Annotated in this window: 16 protein-coding genes; 6 read left to right on the forward strand and 10 right to left on the reverse strand. The window is 70.9% G+C overall.

The annotated features are described in order from the left end of the window. The first annotated feature begins 94 nt into the window (after positions 1 to 94). Positions 95 to 1087 (forward strand): COX15/CtaA family protein, encoded by a 993-nt coding sequence (locus ACT2CW_RS41630; RefSeq protein ID WP_445520343.1) that lies wholly within the window; start codon positions 95 to 97, stop codon positions 1085 to 1087. On the opposite strand, the gene ACT2CW_RS41635 is transcribed toward ACT2CW_RS41630, so the two are convergent. From ACT2CW_RS41635 to ACT2CW_RS41645, 3 genes are all read right to left on the reverse strand, one after another. Continuing rightward, a complete protein-coding gene (locus ACT2CW_RS41635; protein WP_445520344.1) occupies positions 1057 to 2193 on the reverse strand; it encodes an amidohydrolase in 1137 nt (378 codons plus the stop codon). The genes ACT2CW_RS41630 and ACT2CW_RS41635 overlap by 31 nt on opposite strands. 86 nt (positions 2194 to 2279) lie before the next feature. Next, positions 2280 to 2705, reverse strand: coding sequence for a hypothetical protein (locus ACT2CW_RS41640; RefSeq protein ID WP_138911203.1), 426 nt, complete (start codon positions 2703 to 2705; stop codon positions 2280 to 2282). 24 nt (positions 2706 to 2729) lie between these two features. Further along, the gene (locus ACT2CW_RS41645) at positions 2730 to 3680 is read right to left on the reverse strand and encodes a heme o synthase (protein ID WP_414083051.1); all 951 of its coding nucleotides are present in this window, start codon (positions 3678 to 3680) and stop codon (positions 2730 to 2732) included. A 384-nt stretch (positions 3681 to 4064) separates the two neighbouring features. Here ACT2CW_RS41645 and tkt point away from each other — a divergent pair, with 384 nt between their 5' ends. From tkt to pgl, 5 genes are read left to right on the forward strand one after another with little or no spacing between them, the layout of a single operon-like run. Continuing rightward, the gene (gene tkt / locus ACT2CW_RS41650) at positions 4065 to 6143 is read left to right on the forward strand and encodes a transketolase (protein ID WP_164430156.1); all 2079 of its coding nucleotides are present in this window, start codon (positions 4065 to 4067) and stop codon (positions 6141 to 6143) included. A 43-nt stretch (positions 6144 to 6186) separates the two neighbouring features. Beyond that, positions 6187 to 7305, forward strand: a complete 1119-nt coding sequence (tal, locus tag ACT2CW_RS41655) for a transaldolase (protein ID WP_182469018.1) — start codon at positions 6187 to 6189, stop codon at positions 7303 to 7305. Positions 7306 to 7309: 4 nt separating this feature from the next. Further along, positions 7310 to 8833 (forward strand): glucose-6-phosphate dehydrogenase, encoded by a 1524-nt coding sequence (zwf, locus tag ACT2CW_RS41660; RefSeq protein WP_182469017.1) that lies wholly within the window; start codon positions 7310 to 7312, stop codon positions 8831 to 8833. After that, complete coding sequence (gene opcA, locus ACT2CW_RS41665; RefSeq protein WP_164430162.1) at positions 8830 to 10002, forward strand: glucose-6-phosphate dehydrogenase assembly protein OpcA; 1173 nt, start codon at positions 8830 to 8832, stop codon at positions 10000 to 10002. The genes zwf and opcA overlap by 4 nt, the downstream gene beginning before the upstream one ends. Further along, complete coding sequence (gene pgl, locus ACT2CW_RS41670; RefSeq protein WP_445517027.1) at positions 9999 to 10781, forward strand: 6-phosphogluconolactonase; 783 nt, start codon at positions 9999 to 10001, stop codon at positions 10779 to 10781. The genes opcA and pgl overlap by 4 nt, the downstream gene beginning before the upstream one ends. Positions 10782 to 10868: 87 nt before the next feature. Here the strand turns inward: pgl and pgi are convergent, their stop codons facing one another. From pgi to gap, 7 genes are all read right to left on the reverse strand, one after another. Next, a complete protein-coding gene (gene pgi / locus ACT2CW_RS41675; protein WP_445517362.1) occupies positions 10869 to 12521 on the reverse strand; it encodes a glucose-6-phosphate isomerase in 1653 nt (550 codons plus the stop codon). Between the two features lie 51 nt (positions 12522 to 12572). Beyond that, entirely contained in the window at positions 12573 to 13811 is a 1239-nt protein-coding gene (locus tag ACT2CW_RS41680; protein WP_445517028.1) for an MFS transporter, read from the reverse strand. A 150-nt stretch (positions 13812 to 13961) separates the two neighbouring features. Further along, the gene (locus ACT2CW_RS41685) at positions 13962 to 14297 is read right to left on the reverse strand and encodes an RNA polymerase-binding protein RbpA (protein ID WP_009718803.1); all 336 of its coding nucleotides are present in this window, start codon (positions 14295 to 14297) and stop codon (positions 13962 to 13964) included. Between the two features lie 219 nt (positions 14298 to 14516). Continuing rightward, positions 14517 to 14744 carry a preprotein translocase subunit SecG gene (gene secG / locus ACT2CW_RS41690; RefSeq protein ID WP_014059875.1) on the reverse strand — a complete coding sequence of 76 codons (228 nt, stop codon included), beginning with the start codon at positions 14742 to 14744 and terminating at the stop codon, positions 14517 to 14519. 113 nt (positions 14745 to 14857) lie between these two features. Further along, on the reverse strand, positions 14858 to 15634 hold the full coding sequence (gene tpiA, locus ACT2CW_RS41695; RefSeq protein ID WP_164430169.1) for a triose-phosphate isomerase: 777 nt from the start codon (positions 15632 to 15634) through the stop codon (positions 14858 to 14860). 5 nt (positions 15635 to 15639) lie between these two features. Then, the gene (locus ACT2CW_RS41700; protein WP_445517029.1) at positions 15640 to 16842 is read right to left on the reverse strand and encodes a phosphoglycerate kinase; all 1203 of its coding nucleotides are present in this window, start codon (positions 16840 to 16842) and stop codon (positions 15640 to 15642) included. 82 nt (positions 16843 to 16924) lie between these two features. Then, a complete protein-coding gene (gene gap, locus ACT2CW_RS41705; RefSeq protein ID WP_037949670.1) occupies positions 16925 to 17929 on the reverse strand; it encodes a type I glyceraldehyde-3-phosphate dehydrogenase in 1005 nt (334 codons plus the stop codon). Positions 17930 to 18080 lie beyond the last annotated feature (151 nt).

The following is an 18080-nucleotide window of genomic DNA, read 5'->3' on the forward strand; positions in this document are numbered from 1 at the left end:
GGGAGCAGCCCTGGGCGGCCCGTACAGCCTGCGGCTTTACCGGAACACAACCCCCTCGTGAAAAGCTGCACAAGCGGCGGCCTACGATGGGCGGGTGCCGAATTCGCTGAATCCGTTCGAGCTGATCGCCCGGCGCTGGCAGCCCTCCGCGCGCTTCGTGGAGCGGGCCGCGCTGGCCACCGTGGTGATGGCCGTGGTCATCGTGGTGACCGGGGGCGCGGTCCGGCTCACCCAGTCCGGCCTGGGCTGTGACACCTGGCCGAAGTGCACCCCGTCCAGCCTGACGCCCACCGCCGACATGGGCATCAACGGCGTCATCGAGTTCACCAACCGCATGCTGACGTACGTCCTGTGCGTCTTCGTCGGTGTGCTGATCATCGCCGCCCGGGCCCGCACGCCGGTGCGCCGCTCCCTCACCCGGCTGGGCTGGACCCAGTTCTGGATCGTGATGGGCAACGCCGTCGTCGGCGGCATCGTGGTCCTCACCGGACTCAACCCGTACATCGTCAGCTCGCACTTCCTGCTGTCCTCCGCGCTCCTCACGGTCGCGATGGTGGTCTGGCAGCGGGCTCGCGAGGGTGACGGCGAGCCACGCGACCTGATCGCCCGCCCGGTGCGCCAGCTGACCTGGCTGCTGGTCGGCGCGACCCTCGCGCTGATCCTGATCGGCACGGTGGTCACCGGCGCGGGCCCGCACGCCGGTGACGCCCGTAAGGTGCACCGCATCCCGCTGAACTGGCAGGAGATCACCCAGCTGCACGTGGACTTCGTCTACATCGTGCTGGGCCTCACCGTCGCCCTGTGGTTCACCCTGCGGGCCGTGAAGGCCCCCGCCGCCCAGCGCCGTACGGTCCTGGAGCTCCTCGTCGTGCTGCTCGCGCAGGGTGTGATCGGGTATGTGCAGTACTTCACCCATCTGCCCGAGGTCGTCGTCGGCATCCACATGCTCGGCTCCTGCCTGGTGTGGATCGCGGTGCTGCGGGTGCTGCTCGCCCAGCGCGAGCGCGCCGCGCTCCCGGCCACCGCGCCCGCCCCCACCGGCGGCCACGAGACCGTTCAGCCCGAGCTGGCCGCGTCCAGCCGGTAGACCCGGCGCGCGGTCCCGGCCGCGACCAGCCCGGCGATCCGCTGGGCCTCGGCCCGGGTGCAGATCCCCTCGCCGACCCACTCCTCCGCCAGCCGGGCCATGGCCTGGCCGAACAGCCGGGACGCGGTCACATACAGCTCGGGCAGCGCCCGCGCGCCCGTCGAGAACAGCAGCTTGCCGAACGGCGCCTCGCCCAGGGTCTCCCCGGGCCGCGGCCCGGCGTCCGCGTAGACATGCGGGAAGGCCGCGGCGAGCTGGGCCGCCCGCCGGTGGTGCGGCCGGTCCGGCAGCAGCACCAGATCGGTGCCGAAGCCCGCCGTGGCGCGCAGGAAGCCGATGAGCGACTGCGGATCGGCACAGTGCAGCTGTACCGGCAGGCCGGTCGCCACGGCGCTCCACAGCAGATGCTGGGCGAGCGCGGGGTCGGGGGCGCGGCCTGGGGCCGGGCGTACGGTGAGCGCGAGCCAGCGGGCGGCGGCGCGCCGCACCTCGCGCGGGTCGGGCGGGAGCTCGTCGCAGAACGCGATGCCCATGGCGAAGGCGGTCGCGTGCTGGGCCGCCGCGTACAGCGCCTCGGCGGTGTTGCCGATGAAGGCGTCGACCGTGCCGGAGGTGTCGGCGACCTGCTCGGCCAGCGGCTCCAGCCGGACCACCTCGAGGACCGTGCCGTCGGCGGCCGCGGCCAGCTCGTCCGGGGTGCTGAGGTCGTCCCGGGCGCCGGACTCCAGCAGGAAGGTGCCGATGCCCGCGCCGCGCAGCAGCAGCCGCGCGGCGCGGTAGGCGCCCAGCTCACGGCGGCGGGCGAGATAGCTGACGGGCGCGCAGTGGGGCTCCATGCCCAGCAGCGGGGGGCACCAGCGGCGCACCGCGAGGCCGGTCCAGCTGTCGAAGAAGGTGGTGCCGGCCGGGGCCGCGCCGGACCCGGCGGCGGCCGCCAGATGGGTTTCGAACGAGCCGACTCCGAGCTCGCCGTCGACCGTGCCATGGCTGTGCTGGTCGACCAGCGGCGGCAGGGTGATCGGCCCCGCCGCCGGACCCGGCCCGTCGCGCGGGACCGGGCCGGTCGGCGGGCCCACGGTGTCCGGGGAGTCCGTCGCCTCGTGCATCGCCGCCCGCCTCCTCGCCCTCCGGCATCGATGGGCTTAACGGACGGAAGGGGCACGAGGTGTCGCCGGACCCGTTCTCAGGCGTTCTACGAGGCGGCTGCCGGAGGGTTGCCGGGTCCGCCGAGCTGGATGCCCGCCATGCGCGTCCACTCGTACGGACCGGTGCGCACCTTCGCGGCGAGCTCACCGTCGAAGTCGTCGCTGAGGGTCAGCCCGGCGAGCTCGGCGGCGCGCCGCGCGCCGTCCTGGGAGGGGGCCACGAGCACGCCCCATTCGCCGTCGGCGCCGACGAGGGCGATCCGGACGGCGCCGCGCCCGATGTGCGCGATCTGCCCCTCGGCGCCGCCGTGGCTCCCGGCGAAGGCCGTGATCTGGCGGGCGAGCCGCTCGGCCCGCTTCTCGTCCTTGGACGGCTTGGCGGGCTTGGGCGGCTTGGCCGGTGCTTCCGGCGCGGAGGGCTGGGCGGCCGACTCGCCGCTCTCGGGTGTCTCCGGCTGGGTGGTGTCTGCCATACAGCCGATGCTACCCGCCGGTAATCACCGCAGGAAAGGGTCCACGGCGACGGCGACGAACAGCAGCGACACATAGGTGATCGACCAGTGGAACAGCCGCATCTCCTTGAGCTTCGCGCCCGTGATCCCGGCCCTGGCGCGCGCCTGGAGACCGTGCGCCTCCTTCAGCCAGAACCCGCCGAGCACGGCCGCGACGACGGGATAGAACCAGCCGGTGTAGCCCAGCGGCCACAGCAGCAGCGAGACGCCGACCATGGCCCAGCTGTAGAGGACGATCTGGCGCGCGACCGCCTTGTTGCCCGCGATCACCGGCAGCATCGGCACGCTGGCCCGCTCGTAGTCGTCCTTGACCTTCATCGACAGCGGCCAGTAGTGCGGCGGCGTCCAGAAGAAGATGACGAGGAAGAGGATGACGGCGGCCCAGGAGACCTCGTTGGTCACCGAGGACCAGCCGATGAGCACGGGCATGCAGCCGGCGATGCCGCCCCAGACGATGTTCTGCGAGGTGCGGCGCTTGAGCCACATCGTGTAGACGACGACGTAGAAGGCCAGCGCACCGAGCGACAGCATCGCGGACAGCGGGTTGACCAGCACCCAGAACCAGGCCGTCGACCCCGCCGCCAGCGCGAAGGCGAAGACGAGGCACTCCCGCGGCGAGACCATGCCGGTCACGAGCGGGCGCTGCGCGGTGCGCTCCATCAGCGCGTCGATGTCCCGGTCGTAATACATGTTGAACGCGGCGGCGCCGCCGGCCGACAGATAACCGCCGACGCAGGTGGCGACCACCAGCCACAGATCCGGGACGCCCTGGGCGGCCAGGAACATGACCGGCACCGTCGTCATCAGCAGCAGTTCGATGACGCGCGGCTTCGTCAGCGCCACGAACGCCCCGACACGGGCCCCGAACGGCCGGTGACCGGAGCTCGTTTCGCTCGTCTCGAGCACCCCCGCAGGACGGGATTCGACGGCCGTCACGCACACCCCTGGTGGAAGCAAGAACAAGCAAGCACCGGACATGAAGAGCCGGTAAAGACTTGCGCGTACCACGCCACTCTAGACGTAGCGGATGCGCCGCCCGCCGCCGGGGTCCCTCGTGTTGGAGGGGCACGGCGAGGCGCCCGTAAGGCGGCCGCGCCCGGGGGACGGAGGGCCCGGCAGCGCCCCGGAACGGCGCCTTCCGTAGGGCTCGGGACGCCCTGCGGACGGGCCCCGGAGGGAATGCGGCAACCTCGGAATTCGTTCCTTATCCCGTTGAGTCGAACTCGAAAAGATGACCGTTGTTCCAGGGGTAGGCTCGACATCGCCGGTGTACATACGGTCACCGGATTTCGACATTGTGGAGAGGAGCCCTGACTCAGGGTGAGCACGAAGCCGACTACCACAGACCTCGAGTGGACCGATCTGGACCAGCGAGCCGTCGACACGGCCCGGGTCCTGGCCATGGACTCCGTACAGAAGGTCGGTAACGGCCACCCTGGCACGGCCATGAGTCTCGCGCCCGCCGCGTACCTGCTCTTCCAGAAGCTGATGCGGCACGACCCCTCCGACGCGGGCTGGGCGGGCCGGGACCGCTTCGTCCTCTCCCCCGGGCACACCAGCCTGACCCTCTACGTCCAGCTGTACCTGGCGGGCTTCGGTCTCGAGCTCGACGATCTGCGGTCGTTCCGCACCTGGGGCAGCAAGACCCCGGGCCACCCCGAGTTCGGCCACACCACCGGTGTCGAGACCACCACCGGCCCGCTGGGCCAGGGCATCGCCAACGCGGTGGGCATGGCGATGGCCGCCCGCTACGAGCGTGGCCTGTTCGACCCGGAGGCGCCCGAGGGCGCCTCTCCGTTCGACCACACCATCTGGGCGATCGTCTCCGACGGCGACCTGGAGGAGGGCATCTCGGCCGAGGCGTCCTCGCTGGCCGGCCACCAGAAGCTGGGCAACATCGTCGCCCTGTACGACGACAACCACATCTCGATCGAGGGCGACACCGCGACCGCGCTCTCCGAGGACGTGCTGAAGCGCTACGAGGCGTACGGCTGGCACGTCCAGCGCATCGAGCAGGCCGAGAGCGGCGACTTCGACATCCACGCGCTGCACGCGGCGCTCAAGGCGGCGCAGGCCGAGACCGAGCGCCCCTCGATCATCGCGGCCCGTACGATCATCGCCTGGCCCGCCCCGAACGCGCAGAACACCGAGGCGTCCCACGGCTCGGCGCTGGGCGCCGACGAGGTCGCCGCCACCAAGCGCGTCCTCGGCTTCGACCCCGAGCAGCACTTCGCGGTCGACACGGACGTCATCAACCACACCCGCGCCCTGGTCGAGCGCGGCCGCGAGGCGCACGCCGCCTGGGACAAGAAGCTCCAGGAGTGGCGGAACAGCAACTCCGAGCGGGCCGCCCTGTTCGACCGGATCACCGCGGGCGAGCTGCCCGAGGGCTGGGAGAGCGCGCTGCCGGTCTTCGAGCCGGGCAAGGACGTCGCCACCCGTAAGGCGTCCGGCCAGGTGCTCAAGGCGCTCGGCGGGGTGCTCCCCGAGCTGTGGGGCGGCTCCGCCGACCTCGCGGGCTCCAACAACACCACGATCGACGCGTCCTCGTCCTTCCTCCCGAAGGGCAACCCGCTGCCGGAGGCCGACCCGTACGGCCGCACGATCCACTTCGGCATCCGCGAGCACGCCATGGGCTCGACCATGAACGGCATCGCGCTGCACGGCAACACCCGGGTCTACGGCGGTACCTTCCTGGTCTTCTCCGACTACATGCGCCCGGCCGTCCGGCTCGCCGCGCTGATGAAGCTGCCGGTCACCTACGTGTGGACGCACGACTCCATCGGCCTCGGCGAGGACGGCCCGACCCACCAGCCGGTGGAGCACCTGTCCGCGCTGCGCGCCATCCCGGGCCTGAACGTGGTCCGCCCGGCCGACGCCAACGAGACGGCCATTGCCTGGCGGGAGATCACCCGCCGCCACACCGCGAACCCGGCTCCGCACGGCCTGGCCCTGACCCGGCAGAACGTGCCGACCTACGAGGCCGACGACAACGCCGCCAAGGGCGGCTACGTCCTCTTCGAGGCCGAGGGCGGCGAGCCGCGGGTCATCCTCATCGGCACCGGTTCCGAGGTGCAGCTCGCCGTGGAGGCACGCGAGCAGCTCCAGGCCGCCGGGATTCCCACCCGGGTTGTGTCGATGCCCTCGGTCGAGTGGTTCGAGGAGCAGGACAAGGGGTACCGGGAGACAGTGCTGCCGCCGTCCGTCAAGGCTCGGGTGGCCGTCGAGGCGGGTATCGGCCTGACCTGGTACCGCTTCGTCGGCGAGGCCGGCCGCATCGTCTCGCTGGAGCACTTCGGCGCCTCGGCCGACTACAAGGTGCTCTTCCGGGAGTTCGGCCTCACCGCCGAGGCCGTGGTCACCGCCGCTCGCGAGTCCCTCGACGCCGCCGGGCGCTGACCCCACAGACGACGTAAGTGCGACGAGTAGGAGAACACACCCCATGACAGACGCACTCAAGCGGCTGGCCGACGAAGGCGTCGCGATCTGGCTCGACGACCTCTCCCGCAAGAGGATCACCTCCGGCAATCTGGCCGAGCTGATCGACCAGCAGCATGTCGTAGGCGTCACCACCAACCCGTCGATCTTCCAGAAGGCGATCTCCGGCGGTGACGGCTACCAGCAGCAGGTGGCCGACCTCGCGGTCCGCCGGGTCACGGTCGAGGAAGCCGTCCGCATGATCACCACGGCGGACGTCCGCGACGCGGCCGACATCCTCCGGCCGGTGTACGACGCGACGGGCGGCCAGGACGGCCGGGTCTCCATCGAGGTCGACCCGCGCCTGGCCCACAACACGGCCGCCACCATCGCCGAGGCCAAGCAGCTGGCCTGGCTGGTGGACCGGCCCAACACCTTCATCAAGATCCCGGCGACCGAGGCGGGGCTGCCCGCGATCACCGAGGTGATCGGCCTGGGCATCAGCGTCAATGTCACGCTGATCTTCTCCCTGGAGCGGTACCGCGCGGTCATGGACGCCTTCCTGGCCGGTCTGGAGAAGGCCAAGGCCGCGGGCCTCGACCTCCAGAAGATCCACTCGGTGGCGTCCTTCTTCGTCTCCCGCGTGGACACCGAGATCGACAAGCGCATCGACAAGATCGGCACCGATGAGGCCAAGGCGCTGCGCGGCAAGGCCGCCGTGGCCAACGCCCGCCTCGCGTACCAGGCGTACGAGGAGGTCTTCAGCTCCGACCGCTGGGCCGTCCTGGACCGGGCGAACGCCAACAAGCAGCGTCCGCTGTGGGCCTCCACCGGTGTCAAGGACCCGGCGTACAAGGACACCATGTACGTCGTGGACCTGGTCGCCCCCGGCACCGTCAACACCATGCCGGAGGCCACCCTGGAGGCGGTCGCCGACCACGGCGAGATCCGCGGCGACGCCGTGCGCGGCACGTACGAGCAGGCCAAGGCCGACCTCGACGCGCTGGCCGGGATCGGGATCTCCTACGACGACGTCGTCCAGGTGCTGGAGGACGAGGGCGTCGAGAAGTTCGCGTCCTCCTGGAACGACCTGCTGAAGTCCACCGAGGCGGAGCTCAAGCGCCTCGCACCCTCGGAGGCGTGAGAACGTGAGCAGCAGCAATCCGCTGCGTGACCCACGAGACCGGCGGCTCCCGCGCATCGCGGGGCCGTCCGGCCTCGTGATCTTCGGCGTCACGGGCGACCTGTCCCGTAAGAAGCTGATGCCGGCCATCTACGACCTGGCCAACCGCGGGCTGCTGCCCCCGGGCTTCTCGCTCGTCGGCTTCGCCCGCCGCGACTGGGAGAACGAGGACTTCGCCCAGGTCGTGCACGACGCGGTCAAGGAACACGCGCGGACCCCGTTCCGCGAGGAGGTCTGGCAGCAGCTGGCCGAGGGGTTCCGCTTCGTCCCCGGCGTGTTCGACGACGACGAGGCGTTCGTCCAGCTGCGGGCGACCATAGAGGAGCTCGACAAGGCGCGCGGCACCGGCGGCAACTTCGCCTTCTATCTGTCGGTCCCGCCGAAGTTCTTCCCCACCGTCGTCCAGCAGCTCAAGAAGCACGGGCTGTCGCACGGGCAGGGCGACTCCTGGCGGCGCGCGGTCATCGAGAAGCCCTTCGGCCACGACCTGAAGAGCGCCCAGGACCTCAACCAGGTCGTCCATGAGGTCTTCCGGCCCGGTGACGTCTTCCGGATCGACCACTACCTGGGCAAGGAGACGGTCCAGAACATCCTGGCGCTGCGCTTCGCCAACACGATGTTCGAGCCGATCTGGAACCGGTCGTATGTCGACCACGTACAGATCACCATGGCCGAGGACATCGGCATCGGCGGGCGCGCGGGCTACTACGACGGCATCGGCGCGGCCCGCGACGTCATCCAGAACCACCTGCTCCAGCTGCTCGCGCTGACCGCCATGGAGGAGCCCGCCTCCTTCGACGCGTCCTCCCTGGTCACCGAGAAGCTGAAGGCGCTCAGGGCGGTCAAGCTGCCCAAGGACCTGGGCAAGCACACGGTGCGCGCCCAGTACGCCTCCGGCTGGCAGGGCGGCGAGGAGGTGCACGGCTACCTCGAGGAGGAGGGCATCGACCCCCACTCGAAGACCGACACCTACGCCGCGATCAAGCTGGAGATCGACAACCGCCGCTGGGCGGGTGTCCCCTTCTACCTGCGCACCGGCAAGCGGCTGGGACGGCGGGTCACCGAGATCGCGGTGGTCTTCCAGCGCGCCCCGCACTCCCCCTTCGACGCCACCGACACCCAGGAGCTCGGGCAGAACGCCCTGGTCATCCGGGTGCAGCCGGACGAGGGCGTCACCATCCGGTTCGGCTCCAAGGTGCCCGGCACCTCCATGGAGATCCGGGACGTGACGATGGACTTCCAGTACGGCGAGTCCTTCACCGAGTCCAGTCCCGAGGCGTACGAGCGGCTGCTGCTCGACGTCCTGCTCGGCGAGGCGAACCTCTTCCCCCGCCATGAGGAGGTCGAGCAGTCCTGGCGGATCCTGGACCCGATCGAGGAGTACTGGGACCAGCACGGCAGGCCCGAGCAGTACACCTCCGGGACCTGGGGGCCGAAAGCCGCGGACGAGATGCTCGCACGAGACGGACGGAGCTGGCGGCGGCCATGAACATCGATCTCACGGACACCACGTCCAGCCGGATCAACTCCGCTCTGGTCCAGGCACGCCGGGCCACCGGTACCCCGGCCGTGGGCATGGTGCTCACCCTCGTCATCGTCACCGACGAGGGCAACCACTACGACGCGCTGCGGGCGGCGAGCGAGGCGTCCAAGGAGCACCCCTCGCGCACCCTGGTCGTCATCAAGCGGCCGGGCCGGTCGCCGCGCGACCGCAAGATGGCCCGGATGGACGCCGAGGTACGGGTCGGCGGCGAGACCGGCACCGGCGAGACGGTGCTGCTGCGGCTGCACGGCGAACTCGCCAACCACGCCTACTCGGTGGTCCTGCCGCTGCTGCTGCCGGACGCCCCGGTGGTGGTGTGGTGGCCGGAGGACGCCCCGGAGCACCCCGCCGAGGACCTGCTCGGGCAGCTGGCCCAGCGCCGGATCACCGACGCCCAGGCCACCGAGGACCCGGTCGCGGCCCTCGGGCTGCGGGCCGCCACCTACACCCCGGGCGACACCGACCTGGCGTGGACCCGGATCACCCCGTGGCGCAGCGTCCTGGCCGCGGCCCTGGACCAGCGGCACTCCCCGATCACCTCCGCGGTCGTCGAGGGCGAGGCGTACAACCCGAGCAGCGAGCTGCTCGCGCTGTGGCTCGCCCAGCGGCTGGGGGTCCCGGTGGACCGGCAGGTCTCGGAGGGCCCCGGGCTGACTGCGGTGCGGCTGGAGACGGCCGACGGCGTGATCTGCCTGGACCGGGCGAACGGCTCGCTGGCCGAGCTGGCCATGCCGGGCCAGCCCGACCGGCATGTGGCGCTTCAGCGGCGTGAGATGTCGGAGCTGATCGCCGAGGAGCTGCGCCGGCTGGACCCCGACGAGAGCTATGAGTCGTCGGTGAAGTTCGGCGTGAGCAAGCTGGGCAAGGGCGGCGTGGGGACGCTGGAGCGGGACGCCAAGGCCGCCCCGGCGACCCAGGTGGTGCCGCCCGGGGCGGACCCGCTGCCGCCCCTGCCGACCCGGGACCCGGAGGCGCCGTCGGAGCACGCTCCGGGCTCGCCGAAGAACCCGCCGCAGGCACCGGCGCAGCCGCCGGTTCCCAAGCCCCACCCTCCGAAGTCCCAGGAGCAGCCGAAGTCCCAGGGGCAGAAGGCGGACGGGAAGGCGGACACATGACCGCACCACAGGTGGTCGTCCACCGCGACAAGGAGCTGATGGCCCAGGCCGCGGCGGCCCGGCTGATCACGAAGATCGTGGACGCCCAGGCCGCCCGTGGCTCGGCCTCGGTCGTCCTGACCGGCGGGCGCAACGGCAACGGCCTGCTGGCCGCGCTCGGCGCCTCCCCGGCGCGCGACGCGGTCGACTGGTCGCGGCTGGACCTGTGGTGGGGCGATGAGCGATTCCTGCCCGAGGGCCATGCGGACCGCAATGTCACACAGGCCCGCGAGGCGCTGCTGGACGCGGTGGAGCTGGACCCGGCGCGGGTGCACGCGATGCCCGCGTCCGACGGGCCCCAGGGCGGCGATGTGGACGCGGCCGCCGAAGCGTACGCGGCCGAGCTGGCCCGGGCCGCGCGGCCGGAGAACCACGACGCGGTGCCGTCGTTCGACGTGCTGTTGCTGGGCGTCGGCCCGGACACCCATGTGGCCTCGCTCTTCCCCGAGCTGCCCGCCGTCCGGGAGACCGAGCGGATGGTGGTCGGGGTGCGCGGCGCGCCCAAGCCGCCGCCGGTACGGATCTCGCTGACCCTGCCCGCGATCCGCGCGGCACGGGAGGTGTGGCTGCTGGCGGCCGGTGAGGACAAGGCGAAGGCGGTCACGATAGCGCTGTCGGGCGCCGGGGAGCTTCAGGCTCCGGCGGCGGGGGCGCGCGGCCGCAGCCGGACGCTGTGGCTGCTGGACCGGGCCGCGGCGGCGGGGCTGCCGCGCGAACTGTACCCCCCGGCCTCGCCGTAACCCTCGTATCGCACAGAGACGATCCCCCGGGCGCTTCGGGCGCCCGGGGGATCGTTCATCTGCGCGGTGCGGACCTCAGTGAGGACCTCAGCGGCCGCGCAGCGAGCGGTAGGTGGCGACCAGGTGCTCGGTGGAGGCGTCCAGCCCGGGCACCTCGGCACCTTCGGTCAGGGCGGGCTCGACGCGCTTGGCGAGCACCTTGCCCAGCTCCACTCCCCACTGGTCGAAGGAGTCGATGTTCCACACCGCGCCCTGGACGAAGACCTTGTGCTCATAGAGGGCGACCAGCTGGCCCAGCACCGACGGGGTCAGCTCATGGGCGAGGATCGTGGTGGTCGGGCGGTTGCCGTCGAAGGTCTTGTGCGGCACCAGCTCCTCGGGCACCCCCTCGGCGGCGACCTCCTCGGCGGTCTTGCCGAAGGCCAGCGCCTGGCCCTGGGCGAAGAGGTTGGCCATCAGCAGGTCGTGGTGGGACTCCAGCCCGGGCGGCAGGTCCTTCACCGGCCGCGCGAAGCCGATCAGATCGGCCGGGACCAGCTTGGTGCCCTGGTGGAGCAGCTGGTAGTAGGCGTGCTGGCCGTTGGTGCCGGGGGTGCCCCAGACGATGGGGCCGGTCTGCCAGCCGACGCGGTTGCCGTCCCGGTCCACATGCTTGCCGTTGGACTCCATGTCCAGCTGCTGGAGGTAGTCGGTGAACCGCGACAGATAGTGGCTGTAGGGCAGGACGGCATGCGCCTGGGCGCCGTGGAAGTTGTCGTACCAGATGCCCAGCAGGCCCATCAGCAGCGGGACGTTCCGCTCCGGCGGGGCGGTGGAGAAGTGCTCGTCGACCAGATGGAAACCGGCCAGCATCTCGCGGAAGCAGTCCGGGCCGATGGCGACCATCAGGGAGAGGCCGATGGCCGAGTCGTAGGAGTAGCGCCCGCCGACCCAGTCCCAGAACCCGAACATATTGTCCGTGTCGATGCCGAACTCGGCGACCTTCTCGGCGTTGGTCGACACCGCCACGAAGTGCTTGGCGACGGCCTCCTGACCGGCCCGGAGCCCGGTCAGCAGCCAGTCGCGGGCGGAGACGGCGTTGGTGATGGTCTCGATGGTGGTGAACGTCTTGGAGGCGACGATGAACAGCGTCTCGGCCGGGTCCAGGTCGCGCACTGCCTCGTGCAGATCCGCGCCGTCCACATTGGAGACGAACCGGAACGTCATCGAGCGGTCGCTGTAGGAGCGCAGCGCCTCGTACGCCATCTTCGGGCCCAGATCGGAGCCGCCGATGCCGATGTTGACAACGTTCTTGATCCGCTTGCCGGTGTGGCCGGTCCAGTCGCCGGACCTGACGCGGTCGGCGAAGACGGCCATCTTGGCGAGCACGGCGTGCACTTCGCCGACGACGTCCTGGCCGTCCGCCTTGATCTCCGCGGAGTGCGGTGCGCGCAGCGCGATGTGCAGCACCGAGCGGTCCTCGGTGGTGTTGATCCGCTCGCCGCGGAACATGGCGTCGCGCAGCTCGGCCACCTTGGTGGCGCTCGCCAGTTCGCGCAGCAGCCGCAGGGTCTCGTCGGTCACCAGGTGCTTGGAGTAGTCGACGTGGAGATCGCCGACCTGAAGGGTGAGACGGCTCCCGCGCTCCGGGTCGCCCGCGAACAGGTCGCGCAGATGAGCGTCGCCCAGCTCCTTGCGGTGTGCGGCCAGCGCGTGCCATTCCGGCAGCTGGTCCAGCCTGGTGCGGCCTTCCATGTTCATCTCGGACATCAGCCCACTTCTCGTCGGTACCTGGCCCCCGTGGCCACCAACCTAATTGATGACGGACCGCATTCCCGGGATGAGGGCCGCCACCCCGCAGACGAAGAGCGCCGCGGCCCCCAGCGCCGGGGTGTTGAACCCCCATGCCTGGGCCATCACCCCGCCCAGCAGCGCGCCGAGCGGGACGCCCGCGGTCGACAGGGTGCGGAACGCGGAGCTCACCCTCCCGAGTGCCCCGTCCGGGCTGCGCTGCTGCATCATCGTCACCTCGGTGACGTTCCAGACGATCCCCGCGAAGCCGAAGAGGCCCATGGCGGCGACCGCGACCGGCAGGCTCCGTATCGCCCCCAGGGCGGCCAGGGCGCCGATCTGCGCGGTGCCGCACACCACGAGGGCACGGGCGCGCCCCAGCTTCTCGGTGAGCCGGGCGGCCACCAGGCCCCCGGCCACGCTGCCGATCCCGTAGACGGTGATGACGGCCGCGTACCCGGTGTTCCCGGCGTCCAGCCAGCCGGTGATGTGCAGCACCAGGGTGGCGATGAGCGCACCGATGCCGATGTTGCACAGCGTGGTGGAGGCGCACAGCGCCCGCAGGGTGCGGTCCCGCCACAGCACGGCCAGGCCCTCGGCGATATCGCGCCGCAGCGAGCCGCCCGGCGGGCGCGGGGCCCGCTCGGGGGGTGCCGCCCCCAGCGAGGCGACCAGCGCGGCGGCGGCGAGATAGGTGGCCGCGTCCGCCGCGTACGGCATCGCGGCGCCGAGGCCGAGCAGCACCGGCACCAGCGGGGCGCCCACGAACCGGCCCATGACCTCCTGCCCGGTCATCAGCCGGGCGTTGGCCCGGCCCAGCGCCCGCTGCCCCACCACGGACGGCAGCAGCGCCGTGGCCGCGTTGTCGAACAGGGTCTGGAGCGTGGTGAGGGCGAAGGCGAGGGCGAGCAGCAGCCCGATGGTGGCCCGGTCCAGCCACACCGCGACGGCGAACCCCGCCATCAGGACGGCCCGCACGCCGTCCACCGCCCACATCGCCCGCCGCTGGTCCACCCGGTCCGCGATCGCCCCGCCGATCAGCCCGAACAGCAGCCAGGGCAGGAAGCCGCAGGCGGTCACGAGCGAGACCAGCACCGGCGAATCGGTCAGCGAGACGGCCAGCAGCGGCAGCGCCGCGCCCCGCAGCGCGTCCCCGAACCGGGAGACGACCGCGGCCGCCCACAGCCGCCCGAACCCCCCGCGCCACGCGGGCCCCGCCGGTCTCCCGGCGCCCAGCTCACCGGCGTCCACCGCGGCCATGACGATCCCCCCATGCATACGTCCCACCCGGTGGGACGGCTCCCCCGGTGATCCAGCACCCCACGACCGTAGCCCGCACCACTGACAACGGCCCGGCCGCGCACCCCTCGCAGGAGGTGCCCGGCCGGGCCGTCGTACCGCGTTGTGTGTCTAGATCTCGCCCCGGAGCTTGGCGAGTGCCTCGGCGAGGATCGCCTCGCCGTCGGCGTCGCTGCGCCGCTCCCGTACATACGCCAGATGCGTCTTGTACGGCTCGGTGCGCGGCGGGTCCGGCGGGTTGTCCCGGTCCTTGCCCGCCGGGAAGCCGCAGCGGGGGCAGTCCCACGTGTCAGGGATCTGCGCGTCGCTGGCGAAGCTCGGCACGGTCTCATGCCCGTTCGAGCACCAGAAGGAGATGCGCAGGCGCGGCGCCGATTCGCCTCGCTCGGCTTCTCCCATCGGCCCCGCCCCGACCCGACTTCCACGGATCGCGTTGCCACTTGCCACGGTCGTAACTCCCTGCGTGATGGTGCCGCGAAGCCTCGATTGGCAGCTTCGCCGCCCGGCGCCCCAGTCTACGTAAGGCCCAACGCGCGTCCAGTGAGAGGAGTTACACCCGTCACGTAGGACGCCATGCCATCATAGGCCGCATATGGGCCCCGCTGACGACGGTACGTCAGTTATCGGGCGTCAGCCGGGCCCCGGAACGGCCCCGCCGGCGGCCCCTCAGTCGAGCTTCATCAGCAGCCCGAGCACGACGATGCAGACGAACCACAGCAGCCCGACCACCACGGTGATGCGGTCCAGGTTGCGCTCGGCGACCGAGGAGCCGCCCACCGAGGACTGCATGCCGCCACCGAACATGTCGGACAGGCCGCCGCCCTTCCCCTTGTGCATGAGCACCAACATCATCAGCAGCAGGCTGAAGATGATGAGGGCGATCGAGAACCCCATGATCACAGCTGGACCAACCTTCTCGGGCTTGTACGGACGTCGGGGGCCGGACGGTGCGATGTCCACCGCCTCGACCCCCGACAGGGTACGACGACGCGCGCGCTAGGGCCTACTCACTGGTCGCGGAAACGAACGATCTTGACGAATTCGTCCGCGTCCAGCGACGCGCCGCCGATCAGGGCGCCGTCCACATCCGGCTTGGCCATGATCGCGGCGACGTTCCCGGACTTCACCGAGCCGCCGTACTGGATCCTGACCTTGTCGGCGACCTCCTGGCCGTAGAGCTCGGCGAGCCGGCCGCGGATGGCCCCACAGACCTCCTGGGCGTCCTCGGGGGTCGCGACCTCGCCGGTGCCGATCGCCCAGACCGGCTCATAGGCGATCACGATGGTCTCGGCCTGCTCGGCCGGGACGTCCTTCAGGCCCCCGTCCACCTGGGCGAGGGTGTGCGCGACCTGGTTGCCCGCCTTACGGACGTCGAGGCCCTCGCCGACGCACAGGATCGGGGTGAGGTCGTTGCGGAAGGCCGCCTTGACCTTGGCGTTGCACAGCTCGTCGGTCTCGTCGTGGTACTGGCGCCGCTCCGAGTGCCCGACGACGACGTAGGCGCACCGGAGCTTGGCCAGCATCGGACCGGAGATCTCGCCGGTGTAGGCGCCGGAGTCATGCGCCGAGATGTCCTGGGCACCGTACTTGATCTTCAGCTTGTCGCCGTCGACCAGGGTCTGCACGGACCGCAGGTCGACGAAGGGCGGCAGCACCGCGACCTCCACGGCCTCGTAGTCCTTGTCGGCGAGGCCGAAGGCGAGCTTCTGGACGTGGGCGATGGCCTCGAGGTGGTTGAGGTTCATCTTCCAGTTGCCCGCCATCAGCGGAATACGGTCACTCACGGTGTTCAGTCCTCCAGTGCGGCGAGGCCGGGGAGCGTCTTGCCCTCGAGGTATTCGAGGCTCGCTCCACCGCCGGTCGAGATGTGGCCGAAAGCGTTCTCGTCGAAGCCCAGGATGCGCACGGCCGCGGCGGAGTCGCCGCCGCCGACCACGGTGAAGGCCGGGCTGTCCACGAGCGCCTGGGCCACGGCCCGGGTGCCCTCGGCGTAGTCGGGGTGCTCGAAGACGCCCATGGGGCCGTTCCAGAAGACGGTGGCCGCGTCGGCCAGCTTCGAGGCGTAGAGCTTGCGGGTCTCCGGGCCGATGTCCAGGCCCTGGAGGTCGGCCGGGATCGCGTCCGCGGCGACGAGCCGCGGGTTCGCGGGGGCCTTGGTCTTCAGGTCCGGGAATTCGGCCGCGGCCGTGACATCGACCGGGAGCACGAACTCCACACCGCGCTCCTCGGCCCGGCGCAGATAGTCCCGGACCGCCGGGACCTGGTCCTCCTGGAGCAGCGAGCCGCCGACCTCGTGGCCCTGGGCCTTGAGGAAGGTGTAGGCCATGCCGCCGCCGATCAGGATGCGGTCGGCCTTCTCCAGGAGGTGGTCGATCACGCCGAGCTTGTCGGAGACCTTGGCGCCGCCGAGGACCACCGCGTAGGGCCGCTTGACGTCCTCGGTGAGCTTCTTCAGGACGGTGAGCTCGGCGGCGATCAGGTCGCCCGCCGCGTGCGGCAGCCGCGCCGGGAGGTCGTACACCGAGGCGTGCTTGCGGTGGACCGCGCCGAAGCCGTCGCCCACGTAGAGGTCGGCGAGGGCGGCGAGCCGGTCGGCGAAGGCGCCGCGCTCGGTGTCGTCCTTACTGGTCTCACCGGCGTTGAAGCGCAGGTTCTCCAGCAGCGCGACCTCGCCGTCGCCGAGCCCCGCCACGGTGGCCTGCGCGCTGTCGTCCACGGTGTCGGTCGCGAAGGCGACCTGCCTGCCGAGGAGTTCGCCGAGCCGCCGGGCGACCGGGGCGAGCGAGTACTGGGGGTCCGGGGCGCCCTTGGGACGGCCCAGATGCGAGGCGACGATCACCTTGGCGCCCCGGTCCAGGAGCTTGGTGATCGTCGGGACGGCGGCGCGGATCCGGCCGTCGTCGGTGATCGTCTCGCCGTCGAGCGGGACGTTCAGATCGGCGCGGACGAAGACCCGCTGCCCGGCGACCTGAAGATCGTCAATCGTCTTCACAGGGTGACTCCTTGATCATGGATCGGGGCCCGTTACGACGGCGTCGTAGCGGGCCCCGTTTCCTAGCTCATCGGGACAGCGGTCAGAGCCGGCCGCCGACGAAGACGGTCAGGTCGACGAGGCGGTTGGAGTAGCCCCACTCGTTGTCGTACCAGCCGACGACCTTGACCTGCTTGCCCTGGACCATGGTCAGGGAGGAGTCGAAGGTGCAGGACGCGGGCCAGTTGACGATGTCCGAGGAGACGATCGGGTCCTCGGTGTACTCGAGGATGCCCTTGAGCTGACCCTCGGCGGCCTTCTGGAAGGCGGTGTTGATCTCGTCCTTGGTGACCTCGCGGTCGAGCTCCAGGACCAGGTCGGTGACCGAGCCGGTCGGGACCGGGACGCGCATCGCGATGCCGTCCAGCTTGCCCTTGAGCTGCGGGAGGACCAGCGCGGTGGCCTTGGCGGCACCGGTGGAGGTCGGGATGATGTTCTCGGCCGCCGCGCGGGCGCGACGCAGGTCCTTGTGCGGGAAGTCCAGGATGCGCTGGTCGTTGGTGTACGCGTGGACCGTCGTCATCATGCCCTTGACGATGCCGAAGCTCTCGTCGAGGACCTTGGCCATCGGCGCCACACAGTTGGTGGTGCAGGAGGCGTTGGAGATGACGTGATGGTTCGCCGGGTCGTACTTGTCCTGGTTGACGCCCATCACGATGGTGATGTCCTCGTTCTTGGCGGGCGCGGAGATCAGGACCTTCTTCGCACCGGCGGCAAGGTGCTTGGCGGCGTCCTCACGCTTGGTGAAGATACCGGTGGACTCCACCACGATGTCGGCGCCGAGCTCGCCCCACGGAAGGGCGGCCGGGTCGCGCTCGGCCATCGTCTTGAACGTCTGGTTGCCCACCGTGATGGTGTCCTCGGTGTGGCTGACCTCGTGCTTCAGCCGGCCGAGGATGGAGTCGTACTTGAGCAGGTGCACCAGGGTAGCGTTGTCGGTCAGGTCGTTGACACCGACGATCTCGATGTCCGCGCCCTGCTCAAGGAGCGCGCGGAAGTAGTTGCGACCGATGCGGCCGAAGCCATTGATGCCTACGCGGATCGTCACGAACCGATCTCCTCGTTGGTGTGCCGGTCTGGACGCCGGCGAACGTGTAATGGGATGTCCCCGACCGCCTCCGACCCTACCGCTATCACGGGACGTACGTGACATTGGCATCGGCGGCCCATGACCACCGGAAAGTGGTACGGACCGCCGA

It is taken from the genome of Streptomyces sp. NEAU-174, assembly GCF_052665095.1.

Bases quoted from the DNA above. Each gene is read 5' to 3' on its own strand.
- ACT2CW_RS41635 (WP_445520344.1), bottom strand. From the start codon at position 2,193: ATGCACGAGGCGACGGACTCCCCGGACACCGTGGGCCCGCCGACCGGC.
- ACT2CW_RS41640 (WP_138911203.1), bottom strand. From the start codon at position 2,705: ATGGCAGACACCACCCAGCCGGAGACACCCGAGAGCGGCGAGTCGGCC.
- tal (WP_182469018.1), top strand. From the start codon at position 6,187: ATGACAGACGCACTCAAGCGGCTGGCCGACGAAGGCGTCGCGATCTGG.
- opcA (WP_164430162.1), top strand. From the start codon at position 8,830: ATGAACATCGATCTCACGGACACCACGTCCAGCCGGATCAACTCCGCT.
- pgl (WP_445517027.1), top strand. From the start codon at position 9,999: ATGACCGCACCACAGGTGGTCGTCCACCGCGACAAGGAGCTGATGGCC.
- pgi (WP_445517362.1), bottom strand. From the start codon at position 12,521: ATGAACATGGAAGGCCGCACCAGGCTGGACCAGCTGCCGGAATGGCAC.
- ACT2CW_RS41680 (WP_445517028.1), bottom strand. From the start codon at position 13,811: ATGGCCGCGGTGGACGCCGGTGAGCTGGGCGCCGGGAGACCGGCGGGG.
- secG (WP_014059875.1), bottom strand. From the start codon at position 14,744: ATGGGGTTCTCGATCGCCCTCATCATCTTCAGCCTGCTGCTGATGATG.